This is a genomic window from Shewanella sp. ZOR0012, assembly GCF_000798835.1.
Taxonomy (GTDB): Bacteria; Pseudomonadota; Gammaproteobacteria; order Enterobacterales; family Shewanellaceae; genus Shewanella; species Shewanella xiamenensis.
This window is the reverse complement of sequence record NZ_JTLE01000094.1, coordinates 3,210,171-3,232,086: the sequence shown is the minus strand read 5'-3', so window position 1 is coordinate 3,232,086 and position 21,916 is coordinate 3,210,171. Positions and strand designations below refer to the sequence as shown.

The 21,916-nt window shown below is 46.8% G+C and carries 19 protein-coding genes; 10 read left to right on the top strand and 9 right to left on the bottom strand.

The genetic code is table 11. The annotated features are described in order from the left end of the window. Positions 1-20 precede the first annotated feature (20 nt). Both L976_RS15820 and L976_RS15815 read right to left on the bottom strand, forming a co-directional pair. On the bottom strand, positions 21-566 hold the full coding sequence (locus L976_RS15820) for a DUF3332 domain-containing protein (RefSeq protein WP_037414674.1): 546 nt from the start codon (positions 564-566) through the stop codon (positions 21-23). A 247-nt stretch (positions 567-813) separates the two neighbouring features. Beyond that, on the bottom strand, positions 814-1,359 hold the full coding sequence (locus tag L976_RS15815; RefSeq protein ID WP_047538253.1) for a mechanosensitive ion channel family protein: 546 nt from the start codon (positions 1,357-1,359) through the stop codon (positions 814-816). A gap of 90 nt (positions 1,360-1,449) precedes the next feature. Here L976_RS15815 and L976_RS15810 point away from each other — a divergent pair, with 90 nt between their 5' ends. From L976_RS15810 to ahpF, 4 genes are all read left to right on the top strand, one after another. After that, on the top strand, positions 1,450-2,193 hold the full coding sequence (locus L976_RS15810) for a spermidine synthase (RefSeq protein ID WP_037414750.1): 744 nt from the start codon (positions 1,450-1,452) through the stop codon (positions 2,191-2,193). An 89-nt stretch (positions 2,194-2,282) separates the two neighbouring features. Next, the gene (locus tag L976_RS15805; RefSeq protein WP_047538251.1) at positions 2,283-3,818 is read left to right on the top strand and encodes a leucyl aminopeptidase; all 1,536 of its coding nucleotides are present in this window, start codon (positions 2,283-2,285) and stop codon (positions 3,816-3,818) included. 313 nt (positions 3,819-4,131) lie between these two features. Further along, on the top strand, positions 4,132-4,701 hold the full coding sequence (gene ahpC / locus L976_RS15800; RefSeq protein ID WP_011621596.1) for an alkyl hydroperoxide reductase subunit C: 570 nt from the start codon (positions 4,132-4,134) through the stop codon (positions 4,699-4,701). A 109-nt stretch (positions 4,702-4,810) separates the two neighbouring features. After that, positions 4,811-6,394, top strand: coding sequence for an alkyl hydroperoxide reductase subunit F (ahpF, locus tag L976_RS15795; protein ID WP_047538246.1), 1,584 nt, complete (start codon positions 4,811-4,813; stop codon positions 6,392-6,394). A gap of 309 nt (positions 6,395-6,703) precedes the next feature. Here ahpF and L976_RS15790 read toward each other — a convergent pair whose 3' ends face one another. The 6 genes from L976_RS15790 to brnQ all read right to left on the bottom strand — a co-directional run bounded on the left by L976_RS15790 (position 6,704) and on the right by brnQ (position 12,626). Continuing rightward, positions 6,704-7,123, bottom strand: coding sequence for a GNAT family N-acetyltransferase (locus L976_RS15790; protein ID WP_047538244.1), 420 nt, complete (start codon positions 7,121-7,123; stop codon positions 6,704-6,706). A 35-nt stretch (positions 7,124-7,158) separates the two neighbouring features. Next, positions 7,159-7,488, bottom strand: coding sequence for a hypothetical protein (locus L976_RS15785; protein ID WP_047538240.1), 330 nt, complete (start codon positions 7,486-7,488; stop codon positions 7,159-7,161). A 44-nt stretch (positions 7,489-7,532) separates the two neighbouring features. After that, a complete protein-coding gene (gene recJ / locus L976_RS15780) occupies positions 7,533-9,257 on the bottom strand; it encodes a single-stranded-DNA-specific exonuclease RecJ (RefSeq protein ID WP_047538237.1) in 1,725 nt (574 codons plus the stop codon). A gap of 92 nt (positions 9,258-9,349) precedes the next feature. Continuing rightward, positions 9,350-10,075: a bifunctional protein-disulfide isomerase/oxidoreductase DsbC gene (dsbC, locus tag L976_RS15775; protein WP_037414691.1), complete on the bottom strand. Its 726-nt coding sequence runs from the start codon at positions 10,073-10,075 to the stop codon at positions 9,350-9,352. Between the two features lie 151 nt (positions 10,076-10,226). Next, a complete protein-coding gene (gene xerD, locus L976_RS15770) occupies positions 10,227-11,129 on the bottom strand; it encodes a site-specific tyrosine recombinase XerD (protein ID WP_037430831.1) in 903 nt (300 codons plus the stop codon). A gap of 81 nt (positions 11,130-11,210) precedes the next feature. After that, on the bottom strand, positions 11,211-12,626 hold the full coding sequence (gene brnQ / locus L976_RS15765) for a branched-chain amino acid transport system II carrier protein (protein WP_047538232.1): 1,416 nt from the start codon (positions 12,624-12,626) through the stop codon (positions 11,211-11,213). A 569-nt stretch (positions 12,627-13,195) separates the two neighbouring features. Between brnQ and L976_RS15760 the strand changes: the two genes are divergently transcribed. Beyond that, positions 13,196-13,906: a tRNA1(Val) (adenine(37)-N6)-methyltransferase gene (locus L976_RS15760; protein ID WP_047538229.1), complete on the top strand. Its 711-nt coding sequence runs from the start codon at positions 13,196-13,198 to the stop codon at positions 13,904-13,906. 346 nt (positions 13,907-14,252) lie between these two features. Then, entirely contained in the window at positions 14,253-15,803 is a 1,551-nt protein-coding gene (locus tag L976_RS15755) for a tetratricopeptide repeat protein (protein WP_047538226.1), read from the top strand. A gap of 67 nt (positions 15,804-15,870) precedes the next feature. On the opposite strand, the gene L976_RS15750 is transcribed toward L976_RS15755, so the two are convergent. Then, positions 15,871-16,710: a LysR family transcriptional regulator gene (locus tag L976_RS15750; protein WP_047538223.1), complete on the bottom strand. Its 840-nt coding sequence runs from the start codon at positions 16,708-16,710 to the stop codon at positions 15,871-15,873. Between the two features lie 160 nt (positions 16,711-16,870). Between L976_RS15750 and L976_RS15745 the strand changes: the two genes are divergently transcribed. The 4 genes from L976_RS15745 to L976_RS15730 all read left to right on the top strand — a co-directional run bounded on the left by L976_RS15745 (position 16,871) and on the right by L976_RS15730 (position 21,824). Then, complete coding sequence (locus tag L976_RS15745) at positions 16,871-17,602, top strand: SDR family oxidoreductase (protein WP_047538220.1); 732 nt, start codon at positions 16,871-16,873, stop codon at positions 17,600-17,602. A gap of 554 nt (positions 17,603-18,156) precedes the next feature. Further along, entirely contained in the window at positions 18,157-18,486 is a 330-nt protein-coding gene (locus L976_RS15740; RefSeq protein WP_047538219.1) for a cytochrome c, read from the top strand. A gap of 178 nt (positions 18,487-18,664) precedes the next feature. Beyond that, positions 18,665-20,389 (top strand): DUF3373 domain-containing protein, encoded by a 1,725-nt coding sequence (locus L976_RS15735; RefSeq protein ID WP_047538216.1) that lies wholly within the window; start codon positions 18,665-18,667, stop codon positions 20,387-20,389. Positions 20,390-20,438: 49 nt separating this feature from the next. Next, complete coding sequence (locus tag L976_RS15730) at positions 20,439-21,824, top strand: tetrathionate reductase family octaheme c-type cytochrome (protein WP_047538213.1); 1,386 nt, start codon at positions 20,439-20,441, stop codon at positions 21,822-21,824. Positions 21,825-21,916: the final 92 nt, after the last annotated feature.

Below are 21,916 nucleotides of genomic sequence, written 5' to 3'. Positions count from 1 at the left end.
GGGTTGGATAATTCAAAAGCTTAAGCAGCAGGTGTTGCTGGCGCATGTAAACGGCTTTGGCTATAAGCAACAAGTTCTTGGTTACTCACTCGCGTGATAAAAGCACCATCGAGGAAAAAGTCCACATCTTCGCCAACTTTACGGCCCGATAATAACTGGGTGCTACCGTCTTCGTAGGCTAACGTCATAGTGACCGTATGCTCATCGGGGTAGGCAATTTGCGCCTGAGTCAGCTTCACTGGCGCAGATCTAAGCTCATCACTCACGTGTGGATTAATCTTAAAGATGGCCTCGACTGGCATATCAACCACAGCAGGTGATTTATCGGTAATCGGATTCTTGCCAGTCCAAAACTCAATGGTATTAAAGATGAACAGATCGCCTGTCGCCGCGATGCCATACACAGGGCTTAACAGCATAAACAAGCCTGCACGACCATAACGGTTATCCACCGCACTTAAATTTCCCTTAGTCACCATTTGGCTTAAACCCATTTGTCCCATACAACCGGTTAACTGGGTCGCGAGTAGCGTGCCAATCGTCACAGCTAAAAGTTTAGATTTCATTAAATTAGATCCATTAGGTAAAAACAAAAGCGCGGATTCTACGGATTCGTGGGCACTAAACCGTGCAACAGGGCACAATCTAAGGTAAAAAAATGGAGGGAAATGTAATCAATAACACTGATTTTGTTATATAAAACAGATTAAGCAACGAAAGCTAACGCCAAGATAATAAAACTAAGTGCTTGCGAGTGCGCCGACAACAGTTTGCTAATAAATGTACAGCGATGGCGCACATACAGGAGAATGGTTACTCGAGGTCGAGTTTCTTTTTGCCATCCTGCAACGCTTGGCGCTCGGCAAGCGGTGACTGATCGGCCAGCTTTAACACCGCCTTCTGCAGCATCAAGTTGTTGGGATAGGTGATGGTATCGCCATTATCCCTGAGGATAAGTACATGAAACAGCGCGATTTCAATAATCACTCCACTGATATCTTCATCCTTATCCACCACCCGAATACGTTCACCGATCCGATACGGAAATACAAAAAAGATCAGTACGCCAGCCGTCAAGTTGCTCAAGATAGACCACTGGGCAACTAAGGCGACTCCCATCACCGCAAATGCGGAGGAGACAAACAGCGACACATCCTGATAGCCCAATCCAAGGGACACCGCCATTAGTGACAAGGTGATAAAAAACATCACATAGGAAATAAACCGAGTCACAAGACTGGTACGGGCCGCACTGACTTGCTTCATCAATGAGAGTTTTTTCACCCATTGAGTTAATGCACGCTGCAAAAAGATAAACACCGTAAGATAAATACAGGCAAGTAGGATTTGATTTGTCATAATAGCCACTTAAAAAACGAAACCAGCTGAATTCTAACTTTTTTATACCTGCACGCAAATCAGCTCAACGCAAATAGAGTAATAATGACCATGGCCGACGCAATTTTGTTACACGAAACTCACGATACATTCGGGCCTATCCGCGTGCTCGACTATGGTGATTCGCGCGTGCTCTCCTTCGGTGACAACGATGAACAAAGCAAAATCCTAAAAACCGCTCCCCATATTCCACAGCATACCTATGTACAGGGCATGATGCTGGTTCTGTTATTTTGTAAGCCCAAAAGTGCGATAGTACTGGGTCTGGGTGGCGGTGCACTTATCCATGTGCTGCGCCGATTTGACGCAGCCATCAAGCTAACCGCAGTAGAGCTTCGTCCCACGGTTATCGAACTGGCCAAGCGTTACTTCCAACTCCCAATAGGTAAAAAGCTGAATGTTATCAATGATGATGCCCTCGTCTTTATGGCATCGGCCGAGCATAAAAAAGTCGATGTGATTTTTGCTGATATCTACAGCGCCAAAGGCGTTAACACCGGGCAACTCTCGGCGACCTTCCTTGAGCAATGTACTCAACGGATTAAACCCGATGGCTATTTAGTGCTTAACTGCTGGAAGGAACATAGCCAAAATCGGGAGTTACTCGCCGATTTGCAGCACCATTTTGCCCACGTGCATGCTTGCCTCACCAGTGGTGGAAACTGGGTGATTTTTGCTAGCCAAATACCGCAATCACTTGGCGCCAGCGCACTTAAGAGCCAAGCACAAAGCCTGTCACAGCAATTGGATTTTGCCCTTGAACGCTCACTAACACGGTTTGGCCCTTGGAATTAAGATTAATCTCAGTCAAATGGCGTAAATTAGTTAACCCTAAGACTCAGCTTTGCTATGCTTCTCACTCTCCACAGATATGAGTTGTCACCATGAAAAATAAGAATAAATTTTTGTTAAGCGTTATGGCTCTGGCGTGCCTTAACTCTCTCAATGCTAACGCCGAAACCTTTAGCTTTGACACTCGTAATTCACTTAATTCAGATACCTTAGTACTGTTCCAAAGTACTGATTCAACAACCTATAGTCTCGATTTTTTGCCCCAGTCGACTCAGGATCAACTCAATCTTGCGGTAGCTGATAACAGTTTTTCGGGTAAACGCGGTGAAATTTTAGAGATTTTAGTCCCGAGCGAAATTGACGCTAAGCGAGTATTACTGGTTGGGATTGGCGATGCTAAAACCCTAACACCCGGTGAAATCAATACCTTAGGTGGCAACATTGCCGCCAAACTTGAAACCGTGCCACAAGCCACGGTACGCGTGCTGACCCAAGGCCTCAGTAACGCACCTCTCTTTGGTTCAGAGCTCGCCCACGGCATTGAGCTGCGCAGCTACCGCTACACTCAATTTAAAACCAGCAATCGCGCCGAGAAGAACTATCAAATCGGCGTTGATGACTTAAGCAAAAACCAAAAACATCATAAGAATCTGCAAGCTATCGAAGCAGGTGTGTTTTTAGCTCGCGATCTTACCAATGCCCCAGCGGGAAACATGTATCCCGAAAGCTTTGCTAACGAGGCGCGTAAACTCAAAGCCCTCGGCGTAAAAGTCACAGTACTCGAAGCCAAAGATATTGAACGCTTAAATCTTGGCGCCTTAGCGGCCGTAGGTAAAGGCAGTGAGCGCCCACCTAAGCTGGTTGTCGCCCACTGGCCCGGCAGCAAAGAAGCACCTATCGCCCTCGTCGGTAAAGGTATTACTTTCGACTCTGGCGGTTACAACATTAAAGCAACAGGCACTTCCATCGCGCGAATGAAGTCCGATATGGCGGGCGCGGCAACTGTACTCGGCACAGTCAAGGCGATGGCGATTCAAAAGGCGCCAGTTAACCTTGTCGCCATTATGCCCATGGCTGAAAACATGGTATCGGGCCATGCGATGATCCCAGGCGATGTGATTAAAACCGCCCAAGGCCTTACGGTTGAAGTGCTCAACACCGATGCCGAAGGCCGTTTAGTGCTCGCCGATGGTCTCTGGTATGCCCGTGAAAACTACCGCCCATCGGTCATCATTGATGTTGCCACCCTTACAGGCTCAAAAGTCAGTGCGCTAGGCACCGTTTATGCGGGGTTATTTACCGATTCAGAGCCGCTAGTGCAGCAACTCACCTTTGCGGGTCAACAGGTGGGTGAAAAAGTCTGGCGCTTACCGTTAGATCAAGCCTACGATGACGAGCTAAAATCTACCATCGCCGACTTAAAGAATACCGGTAAAGAAGGCAGCGCGGGAGCATCTGCTGCCGCCATGTTCCTCAAACGCTTTGCGGGTGAGCAACCTTGGGCTCACCTCGATATCGCTGGTAATGCCTTAACTGCCACCGATACCGCCGTTGTGCCCGCAGGTGCCACAGGCTATGGTGTGCGCCTGCTCAGCACCTGGTTAACCCAGCCTAAGGCGCAAAACTAGAACCTAGAACTTCAGTAGCTTGTTGCAACCGTTTTTATGTTTAAAGGGATATCGTCGATATCCCTTTTTTATTGCCCTTCCCTAACGCTACATAACCAAATTAAACAATCGATTAGCCGCTAAGACACGCCAGTGCTGAAAAATCGATTAATCCATCATATCAAACCCAATAAATTCGATAAAATCGATTAGGATGATAGTTTTTATCCGTTATATTTATCGTCGTTAGGTCAGTAATATACTTCTCATCGACGGGGGAACAAGCTAATGCCCGTCACTAAATTCACCATAATCAACTAAATGGAAGCATAAAATGACTCAATCAATTATCAACAGCACCATCAAACCATTCAAAGCCACTGCTTACCACAATGGTGAGTTCGTGCCTGTAACAGAACAAGATCTGTTAGGTAAATGGTCAGTTGTATTCTTCTATCCAGCAGACTTCACTTTCGTTTGCCCAACTGAATTAGGCGACATGGCGGATCACTACGCTAAGTTACAATCAATGGGCGTTGAAGTTTACTCAGTATCGACTGACACTCACTTCACTCACAAAGCATGGCACGATACTTCTGACACTATTAAGAAGATCAACTTCCCAATGCTGGCAGACCCTACTGGCGTGATCAGCCGTAACTTCGGTGTGATGATCGAAGAAGAAGGTTTAGCACTCCGTGGTACTTTCGTGATCAACCCAGAAGGCCAAGTGAAAGTTGCTGAAATCCATGACTTAGGTATCGGCCGTAGCGCTCAAGAACTGGTTCGTAAGATCCAAGCGGCTCAATACGTTGCGACTCACGATGGTGAAGTTTGCCCAGCTAAATGGCAACCAGGTGACGAAACCTTAGCACCATCTTTAGACCTCGTTGGCAAAATCTAATCTCGCCTAAAGGTCAACCCCGCCAATCTGACTCCCCCCTGCATGAGTCAGATTGGCACCCTTCGCGTTTTTCAATATTTTTCAATTTTTACGCTGATTTGGAGTCATCATGTTAGATGCGAATTTAAAAAATCAACTGCAAACCTATCTGCAAAACCTCAAGAGACCAGTTGAACTTGTCGTGTCAGCAGATGAAAGCAAGAAGTCTCAAGAATTAAAAAGCTTAGCCAATGACATCGTTAGCCTTTCAACGTTCGTGAGCCTCAAAGAAGCTCAAGGCTCTCGTACGCCTGCGATGACAGTGGTTAACCCAGAACTCAATACTCAGATTAGCTTTGCTGGTCTGCCTATGGGTCACGAATTTACCTCACTCGTGCTAGCCCTGCTGCACACGGGTGGACACCCAATCAAACTCAGCGATGACATCATCGAGCAGATCCGTAATCTGCCAGGCAAATATGAGTTTGAAACCTATGTGTCACTCACCTGCCAGAACTGCCCTGATGTGATTCAGGCGCTGAATATGATGGCGGCGATTAACCCGAACATTACCAACGTGATGATCGACGGCGCCCTGTTCCAAGATGAAGTCACCAGCCGCAACATCATGGCCGTACCGTCTGTGTACTTAAACGGTGAAGTATTTGCCGCAGGCCGTATCAGCATCGGTGAGATCTTAAATAAACTCGATACTGGCGCGGCAAGCCGTAAAGCGGAAGAACTCAGCCAAAAAGCCCCATACGAAGTCTTAGTCGTCGGTGGTGGCCCAGCTGGTGCAGCGGCGGCGATTTACGCTGCCCGTAAAGGTCTACGTACTGGTGTGGTGGCCGACAAATTCGGTGGTCAAGTCGCCGAAACCGTTGGTATCGAAAACTTTATTTCGGTAAAAGCGACCGAAGGTCCAAAACTGGTGGCAAACCTTGAAGCCCATGTGCGTGACTACGAAGTCGATATCATGGATAACCAAAAAGCCGTTAAACTGGCGAGCGATGGTTTATTTGAACTCGAATTGGCAAGCGGCGCGAAACTGCGTAGCCGTACTATACTACTGGCAACCGGTGCCCGCTGGCGCGAAATGAACGTCCCCGGCGAGAAAGAATACCGCGGTAAAGGCGTAGCCTACTGCCCACACTGTGACGGCCCATTATTTAAAGGCAAACGTGTAGCGGTTATCGGTGGCGGTAACTCAGGTATCGAAGCAGCAATCGACTTAGCCAACATCGTTGAGCATGTCACAGTACTCGAGTTTGATAGCAAACTACGCGCTGACGATGTATTGCAACGTAAAGCGGCATCTATGGGTAACATCAAAATCATTACTCAGGCGATGACCACAGAAGTGACAGGCGATGGTACTCGGGTGAATGGCCTGAACTACACCGACCGTGCAACGGGTGAAAGCCACCATATCGCGCTGGCAGGGATCTTCGTACAAATCGGTTTAGTGCCTAATGCCGAGTGGTTAAAAGGCACAGTAGATTTGACTCCTCGCGGCGAAATCATCGTCGATGAGCGCGGCCAAACCTCAGTACCCGGCGTATTTGCCGCAGGTGACGTGACTAACTCACCTTACAAGCAAATCATTATCGCCATGGGTAGCGGTGCCAATGCCTCACTGGGAGCATTTGATTACTTAATTCGCCATAGCGATGACAGTACCGAAACCAAAACCACAGCGACTAAAGCGGCTTAATCGTTAACGATTAATCCCTTCACTAAAAAGCCAGCTGATGCTGGCTTTTTGTTTTTAATAGCATTTATTTCGAGTCTTTTGATTTTATCGACCGCTTTAAACTATGGTACAAACAAGCAAATCCCATGGTTGAAAGTAGCAAAATATAGCAAAGTAACCTCACCCAAGGCGCTTGTCCCTCGAGTAACCAATTCAAAAAAGCAGATGAAACAGCAAAGCTGGCAAGATAGGCATACTGCAATTGTGTCATATGAATCTCCGTATCTTAATCATGACTATTTCAACGAGGATAGTGCTAACAATCCTGTTCTACAGGTAAGCATTCTCAAGCCGAATTTGCATTAGTGTTTCAGGATGATCCACAGCGCCAAAACCAAATTGCGCATAAAGTCCATGGGCATCGCGGGTGGCGAGCATTATGCGTCTTAATCCTTGCAGATCAGGATGTTCCATAATTGCTGCCATCATCATCTTACTTAACCCTAAGCCGCGGTGGGATTCGAAGACAAACACATCGGCAAGGTAGGCAAAGGTGGCTTTATCGGTAATCAGTCGCGCAAAAGCAAGCTGTTGATTATCCTTATCAAATACTCCAAAACATAAACTGTTGCTAAGCGCCTTTTGCAGCAGCGCAGCAGGCATGCCCTGCGCCCAATAACTGTTGGAAATAAAACCATGGATAACATCAAAATCCATTTCCGATAGCTCACTGCTGACTCGATATTCCATTTGTCGCTCCAATATAGCGTTAAATACTGTTTAATCTAGGTATGTTTTGCACTCATAAATATCATCAATACCATGCCTAATAACACCACTTTTGCTAATGAATACATGGCTCCAGCAAAGGAACCACCACCGTGATAGCTAAAAGCAAGATGGCGATTGATCTCAAATCGAAAGGACTTAGCCAAGTGGCGATAAGCAAGAAAATAAAATAATGAGGCCGCGGGCCAAATGCCAATAATCAAGGTTTGGCCCTGAGCCTTTGTAGTCAAAACCACCGAAATCCAGGGAATACAAAGGCAAACCGCATATATCCAAGCAAAACGCTTAAGTAACTGACGAATCTTTTTGTCTGATAATGACTTCAATCTAAAATTCCTTTTCACCTCTATTTACCCGCTATCAGCGCGGATCACATCGGCTCAATTTGCTCGACCATCAACTGCAGGGTGAAATTACCGCGATATTCGTTCACATCGAGCTTATAGACGATACGCGCATGTTGAATCGTCGCATCGGGCCAAGTGTGTAAATCCACATTAAAGGCAATCGCATCTAACATCAGGGTACTACATGGGGTTTCAAGCACTAATTTAAGGTGGCGTTCTCCCACTATTCGCTGCTGGATAATCTTAAAATAACCATCGAATAATGGCTCCTCGAAGGACTGGCCCCAAGGTCCGGCATTACGCAGTAACTGGGCGATTTCGAGGGTAAGTTCCGTCGGCGTTAACTCGCCATCGGACCAAAGCTCGCCCGTCAGCTGCTCAGGCTTTAATTGTTCACGCACCGCATCATCATAGGCTTTGGCAAAGGTTGCGAAGCCACCGGACTTTAAAGTTAAGCCCGCCGCCATCGCGTGGCCGCCAAATTTACAAATCAGCCCCGGATGGCGTGAGTTAACTAGCTCCAGCAAGTCACGCATATGCAAACCTTTGATGGAGCGCGCCGAACCTTTAATTTCACCATTACCCGCGTCGGCAAAGGCGATTACAGGTCTGTGGTATTTATCTTTAATTCGCGAGGCCAGAATACCGATAACCCCTTGGTGCCAATCCTCTTGAAAGAGGGCGATGCCCCATGGGAGCTGTTCTTCATTAAGCTTTAGATATTCAAGACTTTTCAGCGCCTCTTGCTGCATCCCCACCTCAAGCTCCCGTCGCTCTTGGTTGAGGCTATCGAGCTCTGCCGCCATCCGCCTTGCATACATGATGTCTTCGCACAGTAGGGTTTCAACCCCGAGCGCCATTTCATCCAGCCTGCCGGCGGCATTAAGCCTTGGCCCCACGGCAAAACCAAAATCAGAGGCAACAATCCGAGCTGGATTACGTTTTGCGACTTCAAGTAGAGCAGTAATGCCCACGCGGCAACGGCCACTGCGTACCCGCTGCAATCCAGCCTCGACCAGAATACGATTGTTGGCATCGAGCGATACCACATCGGCCACAGTGCCAAGGGCAACAATATCCAGCAGAGTGCCGAGGTTGGGCTCGGCAATACCGCGGGCTTGATACCAATGACGAGTGCGCAGCTCAGCCCTAAGCGCCGTCATCAGATAAAAGGCGACCCCAACGCCAGCAATGGATTTACTGGCAAACTGACAACCGGGCTGATTGGGATTCACTATGGCATCGGCCGCAGGTAACTCATGGCCGGGTAAGTGATGGTCGGTGATCACCACCTGCATGCCAAATGCTTTGGCGGCGGCTACACCCTCAATCGAGGAAATACCGTTATCAACAGTAATAAGTAATTCTGCCTGTTTGGTTGCCGCCACGGCGACAATCTCAGGACTCAGGCCATAACCGTAGTCAAAGCGATTGGGGATCAGATAATCGACTTTACTCGCGCCCATCATTCGTAGCGCGAGGATACACACACTTGTCGAGGTGGCGCCATCGGCATCAAAATCGCCAACGATCAGAATCGACTTATCAAGCTGCATCGCATCGGCAATCAACTTGGCGGCGTTATCTAAGCCCTTCATGGTATCGGGCCTTAACAAGCCTTTAAGTACCAGTTCACACTCAGCGGACATGACTCCACGGCGAGCATAGAGCTGTCTTAACAGCGGCGGAAGGTGAGCGGGTAAATGGCTATCATCAACGGTTGGACGACGGATTATTTTATGGATCAAGGGAACAAACTCTTAAACAATCATGGGGCTAAGATAACAAAAAGGTGAGCTTTAGGCTCACCTTTAATAGGATAAGTTTAGTCGAATTGCGACTATTGGCGCGCTTCTAAAGTACGTAATAAATCCGCAGGTGGTTGATATCCTGGGATCATATTGCCATCTTCTAACACGATAGCAGGCGTGCCGTTAACACCAAAGCTGGTACCTAATTCGTATTGTTCGGCGATTTTAGCATCACAGGTCGCGGCAGAGACTTTTTTACCCGCCTTGGCTTCTGTCATGGCTTTTAATGGATCCTTAGCACACCAAATGGCCTGCATTTCATCGGCATTGGCAGATGGCACACCCGCACGTGGGAAGGCTAAGTAACGTACGGTAATACCCAACTTGTTATACTCGGCCATTTGGCTATGTAACTTGCGGCAATAACCACAGCTCACATCGGTAAACACAGTTACAACGTGTTTTTCATCTTTCGCTTTATACACCAACATATGATCTTCAAGCGGTTTCATCATCGCCAAACGTGGGCCTGCAAGTGCAGCTTCAGTCAGGTTTTTCATCCCTTTATCAAGATCGTATAAATTACCGTGGAACATTTTTGAACCATCACGGCTGATATAGAGCACGCCGCGATTAGTCATAGCTTGATATAAACCTTCGATGGGCGAATCCTGCATTGAAATCACTTCAACATCTAACATTTCACTGAGTTTTTGCTTAATCGCAGCAGTGTCTGGAGTGGTCGCCGTTGCGGCGCTGGCCAGAGGCGCAACAACAAGCGCGAAAACTAAAGATAATGCTCGGGTCAACTTCATGGGGACTTCCTATTAAGTAAATCGCTACTGCGACATATGGGTCAGGTTAATAGACCCTGTATGGTGGTAAAAAGTTACAGACAAGCCAAATAGAATGCAAATTTATACTGTAACTAAATTCAACCATTCACGGTTTTGTGATCCACAAAGCCTATCCCCGTGGATGATGCTGCTGATGTAACTCTTGTAATCTCGCTCGGGCCACATGGGTATAGATTTGAGTTGTCGATAAGTCACTGTGACCTAAAAGTAATTGTACAACCCTAAGATCGGCGCCATGGTTGAGTAAATGGGTGGCGAAGGCATGACGCAATGTATGGGGTGACAATTCAGTTTCAATTCCAGCTCGGCTCGCGTAGAGCTTAATACGATGCCAAAAGGTTTGCCGCGTCATCATCTGCGAGCGCTTTGAAGGGAACACCACGTCAGATTGAACATAGCCTAAGAGTTCATGCCGCGCCGAAGTTAAATAATGTTCTACGGCGGTTATTGCTACCTCACCCATTGGCACTAAACGCTCTTTACCGCCCTTACCCACAATCCGCACTAAGCCTTGGCGCAAGCTCATCTGCTCCATGGTTAATCCCACCAGCTCGCTCACCCGCAGTCCGGTGGCATATAACAACTCCAGCATGGCTTTATCACGGCATTCAACGGGGTCGTCCACATTGGGCTCGGCCAGCAATCTATCGACCTGTGACTCGCTTAGAGAATCAGGCAAATGCCGACTTAACTTAGGCGATTCAATCAGTGCCATGGGATCGCCTGCAATCTGTTTGGTCTGCAATAAATAGGTGTAAAAACGCCGTAAACTACTCAGCAAACGTGCACTACTAGTGCGGGCAAATTGTTGCTCGACCCTATAAGCTAAGTAAGCACGAACGTCAGCTTGACCCACATCGCACAAACCCAATCCTTGGCTTTGCAGATAGCGATCAAAATGGCGTAAATCGGTGCGATAGGCACTCAAGGTATTATCACTTAAGCCCTTACTAGACCAAAGATCATCAAGAAATGCATCAATAAGCGGATCACACTGATAGGTTTTAGCCACGAAAACTCCATAAAAAACGGCGTATGGTAGATACGCCGTTGATATTAACTTAATTTCTCCGCGACTGGCAGTCGCCTTTATTTAGGCGGCAGTGACTGCTTTTGCACCGCCACCGCGAATCATTAAACACAGCACAATGACCACTAAGGTTGGCAATAACCACGCCATTCCCTCTTCATACAGCGGTAGGAGAGACAGGGTGGGAGACATACCACTGACCAGATCGATAAAGCTTTGCGCCGCTTCAGTCACGCCTTTACCGTCTTCACCCGTGAGGCTTTTTGCGGCAACCTTCATACCGTCAAAGATGCCAAACAGGAGTGCCACAGACAGGGTCGCACGGTGAGCAAACTGCGGACGAGGGAAATATTCAGTTAAAAAGGTTACCGCGACCAGTGCAATAGCCACAGGGTAAACCGTCATTAATACCGGAATGCTGATATTAATCAGTTGTGACAGTCCAACGTTCGCAATCACAGCACAGATAGCGCTTAATATAATCACCAGAAAACGATAAGACAGCTTTGGCATTAGCTCATTGAAAAACTCAGAGCACGCACTCACTAATCCCACCGCCGTAGTTAAACAGGCTAGCGTTACCACTGCCGATAACAACACAGTGCCTAAATTGCCAAACTCACGGGTCACATAGTTAGTTAAAATTTCACCGCCATTTTTAGCACCTGCGGCAATATCACCCGCCGTGGCACCTAAAAAGAACAATGACACATAAACAAAGGCAAGACCCGCTGCGGCAATAAAGGCAGCGCGAATAAGGTACTTAGTCTGTGCGCTAGGCTGCTCGATGCCCTTTTTACGCAGCAGATCGATAATCAACATACCGAACATCAAAGATGCCAAAGTATCCATAGTGTTAAAGCCTTCAAGAATACCTTTAGTCAGCGGATGGTTCTTGTAATCACCTACGGCCGCGCCAACATCAGAAGCGGGTAAAAACACCACAGACAAGGCTAAACCTACTAGTAATAACAATAGGATAGGGGTTAATACTTTACCGACGCTGTCGAGTAATTTCCCGGGGAACAATGCCAGCAGCATAGTCACAGTAAAGAAGCACAGGGTATAAATTAGTTGCGACAGATTAAGCGATAAACTGCCAAGCATAATGGTTGCTGTGGTGTTATCAATAAAGGGCTTAGCACCGATTTCATAGGCCACTAGACCGGTACGCGGCGCTGCAAATGCAGGCCCGATGATGATATAAATCGCAATGGCTAATGCACTTGCCGCAAACACAGGCAACATCGCCATAACCTTACCTTGAGCCTTAGCAACAGCAATGAGCCCGACCAAAGGTAAACCTACGGCAGTGATGAGAAACCCTAACATAGCAAGGAGCATGTTCTCCCCAGCTAACATCCCCGCAAAGGGAGGAAAAATTAAGTTACCCGCCCCCAAAAAAAACGCGAAGGTCATAAAACCTAAGCCTAATGTATCCCCAATACTCATCTGATTGTCTTGCACGGAAAGCCCCATCTTGTCTTATTGTTTTTAATAAACTTAAGTGATTATGTGTCGATTAGCCATAGCTAAAACAAAGCCCATCCGGAGTGCAAATCTATGTTTACACAATTCCGTGGTAAATATGTGCGATATCTGCTGAGTTTATAAACAAAAATGAACTAAAAATTGGCTTCATTGCCGATTTATTCACCTAAAAACCCGTTCACCTATCCGTTAATCATAAAATTGATTAAAAATGGGGGCGAAACTAATATCAGAATTCAAAAACCAATACAACAGGTAAGATAGTTTTTATCGAAAAAAGCGTTCCAATGCTAATTAACTGCTAACAATGAGTTACCAAGGTAATAAATTAAACCGCCAATTAAGTGAACTTAGACTCAAAACAGCACAAAAATACACAAACGCGATCTCATTGGAAGAATAGAGCGATTAGGGTATGTTGGCGTTTCAGGACGAATCTTTAAACATCAATGCGCCCGACTCATAACCATAAAAATCTTAGCGAAAGCACAACTCGCCCTTTAAAATAGCCACGATCTTAAATCGCATTCCCTTATTCATCGGATAAATGAGTTTTCATGGCTTTTACCTTTAAACAATTCCACATTGATGATCTTAATTGTGGCATGCCCGTTAGCACCGACGGCGTGATATTAGGCGCATGGGCACCGCTTGCTCAGGCAAAACACATTCTAGATATAGGGGCCGGAAGTGGATTATTGAGTTTAATGGCAGCGCAGCGAAGCCTTGGGCAGATCACCGCGGTGGAGCTTGAGGAAAAAGCCGCCGCCGCATGCCAATTCAATATGGTGCAAAGTCCTTGGGCGGACAGGCTCAGTATTATCCATAGCGATATTCAAGACTTTTGCCAGCAAACTCAGTATTACGGATATTTTGATCATATCATCTGCAACCCGCCTTATTTCGAACATGGCCCCAAGGCGAACGACCAGCATAGAGCGATGGCGCGCCATACCCATACCTTAGGATTTGAGCCATTGCTAAAAGCAATCTCCCAATGCTTATCACCTGAGGGTTCTGCAAGTCTTATATTGCCGATTCAAAGTCTTATACGCTTTAAAGTCTGCCTAAATCAGTTCGCACTTTATCTCAGGCAAGAGGTACAGGTTAAAAGTGTGGAGAATAAAGCCGCCAATCGCGTTTTGCTGTTATTGAGTAAAACAAAGGGGAGCCAGTGCGTGCACACCGTATTCACCATCCGTGGATTAGAGGGAAGTTACACGAATCAAATGGTCGAACTGACAAAGGATTTCTATCTTAAGCTATAGGCATGCTAGGGCGTGTTGACGTTTCGAGATTAGATTTTGTTCGTTCTGGCAAGCACGTGCTCGCGAAACGAGGAATGATGTGTAGTTATTCTACTCAAATGACGAGTGACAAAGAGCAAGGGTTTGCCAGACGAACCCTTCGGGCAGCATTTGGCTGGCTTTTCTGCCGCGTTATCGTCCGTTTATGTAGAATAACTACACTGCACGGACTTTGCCTTGCATAAAAGCCAGTCAAATTGCTGCAAAAATAACCCTGAAACGTCAACACGCCCTAACTGTAAACTTGCAATTTTAATCTGTTCCACGTTTACTGTACTGCCAGAAATATCGATAGTGACGGAATACTATGTTGTTGATACTGATAATTATCGCTTTTGTTGTACTGTTTGTTTTTTTCGCTAAATATCAAAAAAAACAAGCTCAAGCCGCAGCACTTGCCGCAGGCGATCCTTCGGCACTACTCAATCATGGCCTAACACTGATCAACCAAAATCAAGTAGAAACTGGCTTAGATTTTATCCATCAAGCGGTGGATAAAGGATTTGCAATTGCGGCCATTGCCCTTGCCGAATTATATTCGGGCCGATTTCCACAAGTGCCCGCCGATGCCAAGGCGTCCAACGATTGGTATAAAAAAGCCGCTGAATTAGATCCCCAATATTTAGCCATGCTAACACTACCTAATTTGCTCTCATCGCAGGCGCAAACCCCCGATGAGTTAATCGCGCAGGTAGAACAGCTCAAACCCAATGCCGAAGCGGGGCAAGTCGAATTTCAATATGAGCTCGCCTACTTGTATCTAAGGCAACCCTTTCTCGATCCCGATGCGAGTCAAGCAATTTACTGGTTCGAAAAAGCCGCTGCACAAAACCATCAAGAGGCCTATTACCACTTAGGAACACTCTACTTGCATGATGAGCGCGTCACCTCTGACCATAATAAAGCTCGCGAATACTTCGAAAAATCAGTTGCCTATGGTGATGAATTAGCGAATGAATTAGCGAAAGAACACTTAGGGAATATGCTGGCCGCGGGCCAAGGTGGACCTAAGGATCTTATCAGGGCAGAAACCCTACTGGGCGAAAGCGCCGCAGACGATGATTTCCGCCAGTATGATCTTGGTAAGCGTTTCCTTTATGGTGAAGATTTTGCAGTCGACTATGGCAAGGCTCGCTATTGGTTAGAAAAATCCTGCGCTGCAGGCAATGATTATGCAAAATTAGCGCTGGCTGAGCTGAAGCTACTCGCCCCACAAAACGATCAAGACTATCTACAGGCAAAAGCAGAGTTTGAAGCAAATGCTCCCCTATGGCATACAGAAGCTTTGTTTGGTCTCGGTAAGATCTACGAGGAAGGATTGGGAGTCTCACGCCAGCCAATAAAAGCCTTAATGTATTATCAGTTGGCCGCCATGAGTCATGATCAGGACTATCAAGCGGCATATGATAGACTCAGTAAACGCTTGGGTACCCTAGAGATCCGTGAGGCACAGAACCTCTGTAATAACTATCTGCACCAATATCCTATTCCTGATGAGCAACTAAGCTATTACCACTTCAGCCAAGCGGCGCTCTTCCACGGAGAAGAAAATCCTAGCCGTGAAGGACTGCAAACCGCCGAAACTTGGTACCGTAAATCCGCCGACTTGGGCAATCAGAATGCGATGCAAGCCTTGGTAGAAATCTATCGTCATGAATTGATGGATAAACCCGTACAAGCCTTTATTTGGTCGAGCATACTGCTGCGCAACTTTGGCAAGTACGGGATGAATAGCGATCAACTCTTGTATCAACAGCAAGCTCAATCGCGCTTAACGGAATCCGAGCTTTTGTATGCCCAGAGCGAAATCGAGCGCATTGAAGCCCTGTTAGCACCTTACCTAGAAACTCATCAGTAAGTTTGAATCTTAGTCACATAGGATTTGGCCTTTTTACTTAGCCAAATCCTATGATTAAGAGCGGTATTTATGCGGTTGCTTGAGTTAAATACCGCAACAATTGGGCTAAGGTTGGCGCCACGGTTTGATGGGAGGGATAACACAACCCAATACGGCGGAACATTCTCGGACCATCAAATTTAATCTGTTTAAGCCGAGGCTCATCCTCGATTAATCCATCGGGTAGGAAACTCACGCCAAATCCCGCCAGCACCAATGACATCACCAAAGATTTAGAATCAGCCTTTGCGACGAGATTCAGTGACAAATTACTGCATGCCAATAACCCTATGGTTTGCTGGTGCGCTTCACAGGGTGGACATTCAATAAAGTCATACTGGCTTAACTCTTCGGGGCGAATACGGTTGGCCTGTGCCAGCGGATGCTCAGTCGGCACGCACAGCACATAATCCTCCTCCCAGAGCGGAAAAAACACCTCATCCTCATGGCGTAAGCTATCTAAAGTTAACCGACAATCCGCAGGGCTTTGATAGTCCACCAGCTCTAAATCTAAATGGCTAATTGCCTGATTAATTTGCGTTAATAGCCCAGCTAGGCGGCGTTGACTCAAATCGGGCATCACAGCTAAACGCAACTTTTGCCGACTCGCTTTCGCCATAAACAGCGCGGGTAATTTACTCGCCTCCTCCACTAACTTTACCGCCAGAGGATAAAGATAGTGTGCACTGTCTAAGGCTTTTACGCCCTTTTTACTGCGCTCAAATAGGGGGCCGCCCAGTTCTTCCTCTAACTGCTTGAGCCCAGCGGAAAGAGAAGGTTGGCTGACATAACAACGTGTTGCCGCCGCGGTAATATTGTTTTCCTCATAAATTGCGATAAAAAAGCGCAATAAGCGTAAATCTACCATCTGCCTTCACCTTGTCTGCTGAGCATATGTCATAGGCAAATCCTATCACATCCAGTGGGAATAAGTATTTTTCAGCCTAAAAATCCCCACCTATACTGATACACAAGCTAGATATTCATTAATTAATCTTATTATCCATAAATAAAGATAGGAAACTCAAATGACCAACGCTAATAAATCCCTCGTTGTTATCACGGGCGCCTCATCCGGCATTGGCGCAGCTATCGCCAAAAGTTTTAGTGCAGCAGGACATCCGCTGTTGCTACTGGCACGCCGCGCAGAAGCAATGCAAGCCCTTGCTTTACCAAACAGTTTATCCATCAGCGTTGATGTAACCGATGCAGACGCTATCAAGGCGGCGATTAGCCAAGCAGAAGCGCAGTTTGGCCCAGTGGGTTGCCTTATCAATAATGCTGGCGTCATGCTACTTGGGCAAATTGATACTCAAGATCCTAACGAATGGAGCCGCATGCTCAATATCAATGTAATGGGCGTACTCAATGGTATTCACGCTGTATTAGCTGGCATGAAGGCGCGCAAAAACGGCACCATTATCAATATCAGCTCGGTGGCAGGTCGTAAAACCTTTCCCAATCATGCGGCTTACTGCGCCACTAAATTTGCCGTGCATGCCTTAACCGAAAACATTCGTGAAGAAGTGGCAATGGATGACGTGCGCCTAATCACTATCGCCCCTGGCGCAGTTGAAACAGAGCTCCTAAGCCATACCACGGATGAAGCCATCAAAGCCGGTTATCATGATTGGAAAGAACAAATGGGTGGCGTGATTGCTCCCGAAAACGTTGCCGCAGCCACATTATTTGCTTGGCAACAACCACAAAATGTTTGTGTGCGTGAGATTGTATTGGCTCCCACTCGCCAACAACCTTAATCCGTAAACGCAAGGAACAGACGGGCGATACTCTGATGTAGACGCTGCAGATGTAGGAGCTGCGCGCTTTTGATGGCGCGCAGCGTGTACAAAGAGAATCCCTTATGGCTCAAACAAGCGTCGGCTTGGACCCCAACATTTATTCGAAACACCACAGTTAAAATGTGCTCGAAATAGCAGAGTAAAAATGAGCATTCATCTCGAGAAATGATTACGAACTACTACTTTAGATATAGCCAATTCTACAAAATGTTAGCTCGATCACTGTCCATTATTAGCACTTTTCCTCCCACCAGCTGCCACCACCCGCAAAAAGTCAATCTCAACCTAAAAATAACTAATTGTTTTTAATTAGATTAATTTTACCAAACTCACCATCACATCCATTCAATTAGATTTTTATCAATGAATTTTTTATCAATTAGATTTTTTTAATGAAAGTGACACACCTCAAATAAACAATTCACGACCTTTGATAAATTTATTCACAAGGTGGAAGCAATAGCTACATTCCATCAACAAAGTCATTCAGATGACACCTAAGAAAGGATGAGATGATGAAAACTTCAACTAAGATCGCAATTGCAGCCGCGCTGATGGGTTGCTTAGCTACCCAAGCCTATGCTGCTGAAGGTGGGAACCCTAAAAAAGGTAAACACCTTTATAAAAAAGAATGTAAAGCCTGCCACAGCCAAGCAGGCGAAGGTGGAGAACTGACCCCAATGAGCAAAACCATGAGCCAATGGGATCGTTTCTTCGATAAAGATAAGCACAAACTCAAACCCGAGGCATTCAACGACCTCACCGAGCAAGACCTCAAGGACATACAACAATTCCTGTATGACCATGCCGCCGACTCTGAGCAGCCGCAAACCTGCGGTTAATCGCTGCCAAGCCTAAAGCAAAGGGATAACCACAGGCCTGCAACTGTAGGTTAACCCATTGATATAAAAATCAAAGCCCAATAAGAGCAACATGGGGAGCACACCTCAGGGACTCCTGTTGGGTAAATTTGGCACAGGGTCTTGAATCGGTGCCAACGGAATACTCAGGGAGAACCCTATGCGTACACTCATTTCGATACTGGTTGCTAATGCGCTCTTTATGTCAGGCCAAGCCTTTGCCGCAGCCAATGATACCCAAGCAGATACCCAAAAAATGGCTGAGCTGAAACAACAGCTTACCGATATCACTGAACAACTCGATGAACTCAATAGTCGTGTCGATAAAACCGAGCGACACACGTCATTAGATCGCCTTGAAATTACGGGTGACTTTAGAACCAAAGCCCACTCGCTGCATTACCGAGATGTGGTTTGGAACCCTGCGATTAATGTCAATTTCAATGACTTTGGTGCCAAAGCGATGTCGGGCGTTTTTGGTATGCCAAACGATCCTAACTCGCCACTCGGAAAAATGATGCAAGCCAACCCAGACCTTGCAGCCGCCTTCCAAAATGGCATGTTGCAGGGCGTGATGCCCTATGTACTCGCGCCCAAAAGTGTACAGGACATAGATAACGATATTTTTTACACCACTCGCTTGCGATTAAATCTGAAAGCCAAAGTATGGGATAACGTCAGCTTTGCTGGTCGTTTGAGCATGTATAAAAACTGGGGCGACTCAACCGGCGTACAAGTATTTGATTCTTGGCGGTCATTCACTATGGATGGCACCAGCAGCGGCAACACCAGCGGTGACTGGCTACGAGTAGAACGCGCCTATTTCGACTGGAAAAATATCAATGGCTCTGAGTTTTACCTCTCTATTGGTCGTCGCCCATCCACCTACGGCCCACCAAGCCACTACCGCGAAAACGAACTGCGCGGCGGCACGCCTTCAGGCCATTTAGTCAACTTTAACTTTGACGGTGCCACCTTAGGTTACAACCTAGGGGAAATCACAGGCATTGAAGGACAAATAGTACGCTTCTGCTATGGCCAAGGCTTTGAATCCCAATGGGGTAATGGCGAAATGTTTGGCGATATCGTCACCAAAGATACTCACCTCGGTGGCTTTAATATCGATGCCATTAACGATGGCACTAACTTCCTGCAATTTACCCTGTTTGGTGCCAAAGACGTCAACGACGGCTTTAAAGGCACGATGGCTTTCCCCACTCAACTGGCGGGCATTTTTGCCCCCACCATGTACCAAGATATGCAAAAGTTCGACAACTTTAACTTTGTCACCCGAGTGCAACCTAGCGGCGTCATTGGTGATATGTACCTCGGCGGTATTGGCTTTGCGCGGGAAGAAGCTAACGATATCAAATGGTTTGCCTCACTAGGCTGGACACGCGCTGAGCCTAATGGCAATGCCGGTATGTTTGGCGGCATGTTATCCGATGCGGTGTTTGAAGCAGAACTCAACAGCACTGGTACCGAAATCATCATGGTGCCTAAAACCAGCGATGATACCGATACCAAAGACGGCTATGGCATCTATGTGGGCATTCAAATACCCGCCCCCTACGGCAAATTCGGTTTGGAATATAACTATGGTTCCGAATATTGGACGCCCTTTACCCAAGCCCAAGATGACCCTATCGGCAGCAAGTTAGCCACCCGTGGACACGTCGGCGAAGCTTATTACATCTTTGATATCAATCCAAAAATGTTTATCAAGCTTGCGGGACTCTACTACGACTATGAATACACAGGCAGCGGTACACCTGTGGGTGCCCCTCAAAAAATTGATGATGTGTTAGCGGGCTCAGCCTACTCAATGCTGCCGGTAGTGGATAAGGCCTTTGATGTTAACGCCTCACTCACCATTAACTTCTAACCTAGACGTCATTCAGCCCCTGGCATCGCTGGGGGCAGGAGTACCAAAAATGAAACAACTTCTCTTTATCGCCTTAGCGGGTATGGCACTGCAGGCGCAAGCCGCCAATCCCCATAAAGACGTGCTCAAAGGGCCCTTCACCACAGGTTCTGAGGTGACAACTCAGTGCTTAACCTGCCACGAAGAACAAGCCACAGATATGATGAAAACCTCCCACTGGACATGGGAGTTAGAACAAAAGCTACCCGATAGAACCGTGGTTCGGGGTAAGAAAAACAGTATTAATAACTTCTGTGTCGCCATATCCAGCAACGAACCTCGCTGTACTAGCTGTCACGCTGGCTATGGCTGGAAGGACAATACCTTTGACTTTAAAGATAAAACCAAAGTGGATTGCCTAATTTGTCACGACACTACTGGCACCTATGTAAAAGATCCTGCGGGCGCAGGCGAACCAATGGCTAAGCTCGATCTAGCGAAGATAGCCCAAAATGTCGGAGCGCCTGTGAGGGATAACTGCGGTAGCTGCCACTTCTACGGCGGCGGTGGTGATGCGGTCAAACACGGCGATCTCGACTCTTCCATGGCCTATCCCGATAAAGCCACCGATGTTCACATGGACAGCGATGGCAATAACTTCCAATGCCAAAACTGCCATACCACTGAAAAACATCAAATATCAGGTAATGCGATGGGCGTATCACCAGGTGGTATCGACCATATCGGTTGTGAAAACTGCCACGATAGCGCGCCGCACAGCAACAAAAAGCTCAATACCCATACCGCCACCGTTGCTTGCCAAACCTGCCATATTCCCTTCTTTGCTAAGAATGAACCCACCAAGATGCACTGGGATTGGTCAACTGCGGGGGATGATAAGCCTGAAGCTGTTGATCAATATGGCAAACACACTTACCAGAAGAAAAAAGGTAACTTCGTTTGGGAAAAAATGGTTAAGCCTCAATACGCTTGGTATAACGGCACTGCAAACGCATATATGGCTGGGGACAAAATGGACCCGAATGTCGTCACTAAACTGACCTACCCCATGGGTGACATTAACGATGCCAAAGCCAAAATTTATCCCTTTAAGGTCCATACTGGTAAGCAAATTTACGATAAAAAGCTCAATATCTTTATCACCCCAAAAACCTATGGCAAAGGCGGATATTGGAGCGAGTTTGATTGGAATTTAGCGGCGAAACTGGGTATGGAAGCTAACCCAACTATGTTGGAAAAAGGCATCAAATACAGCGGTGAATATGACTTTGCAGCCACCGAAATGTGGTGGCGGATCAACCACATGGTGTCACCTAAAGAGCAAGCGCTTAACTGTAATGATTGCCACAACAAAGGCACACGCCTCGACTGGCAAGCTTTAGGATATCAAGGCGACCCAATGAAAAACAAGCAAGGCCCTAAACATAAGCAATAACCCTATTGACTCGCCTGAAGCCTAATCGAGGCCAAGGCGAGTATCGCTCCCCTGCAAACCTTTGAGAGCTTAGTATCCCGTTGGCTAAGCTC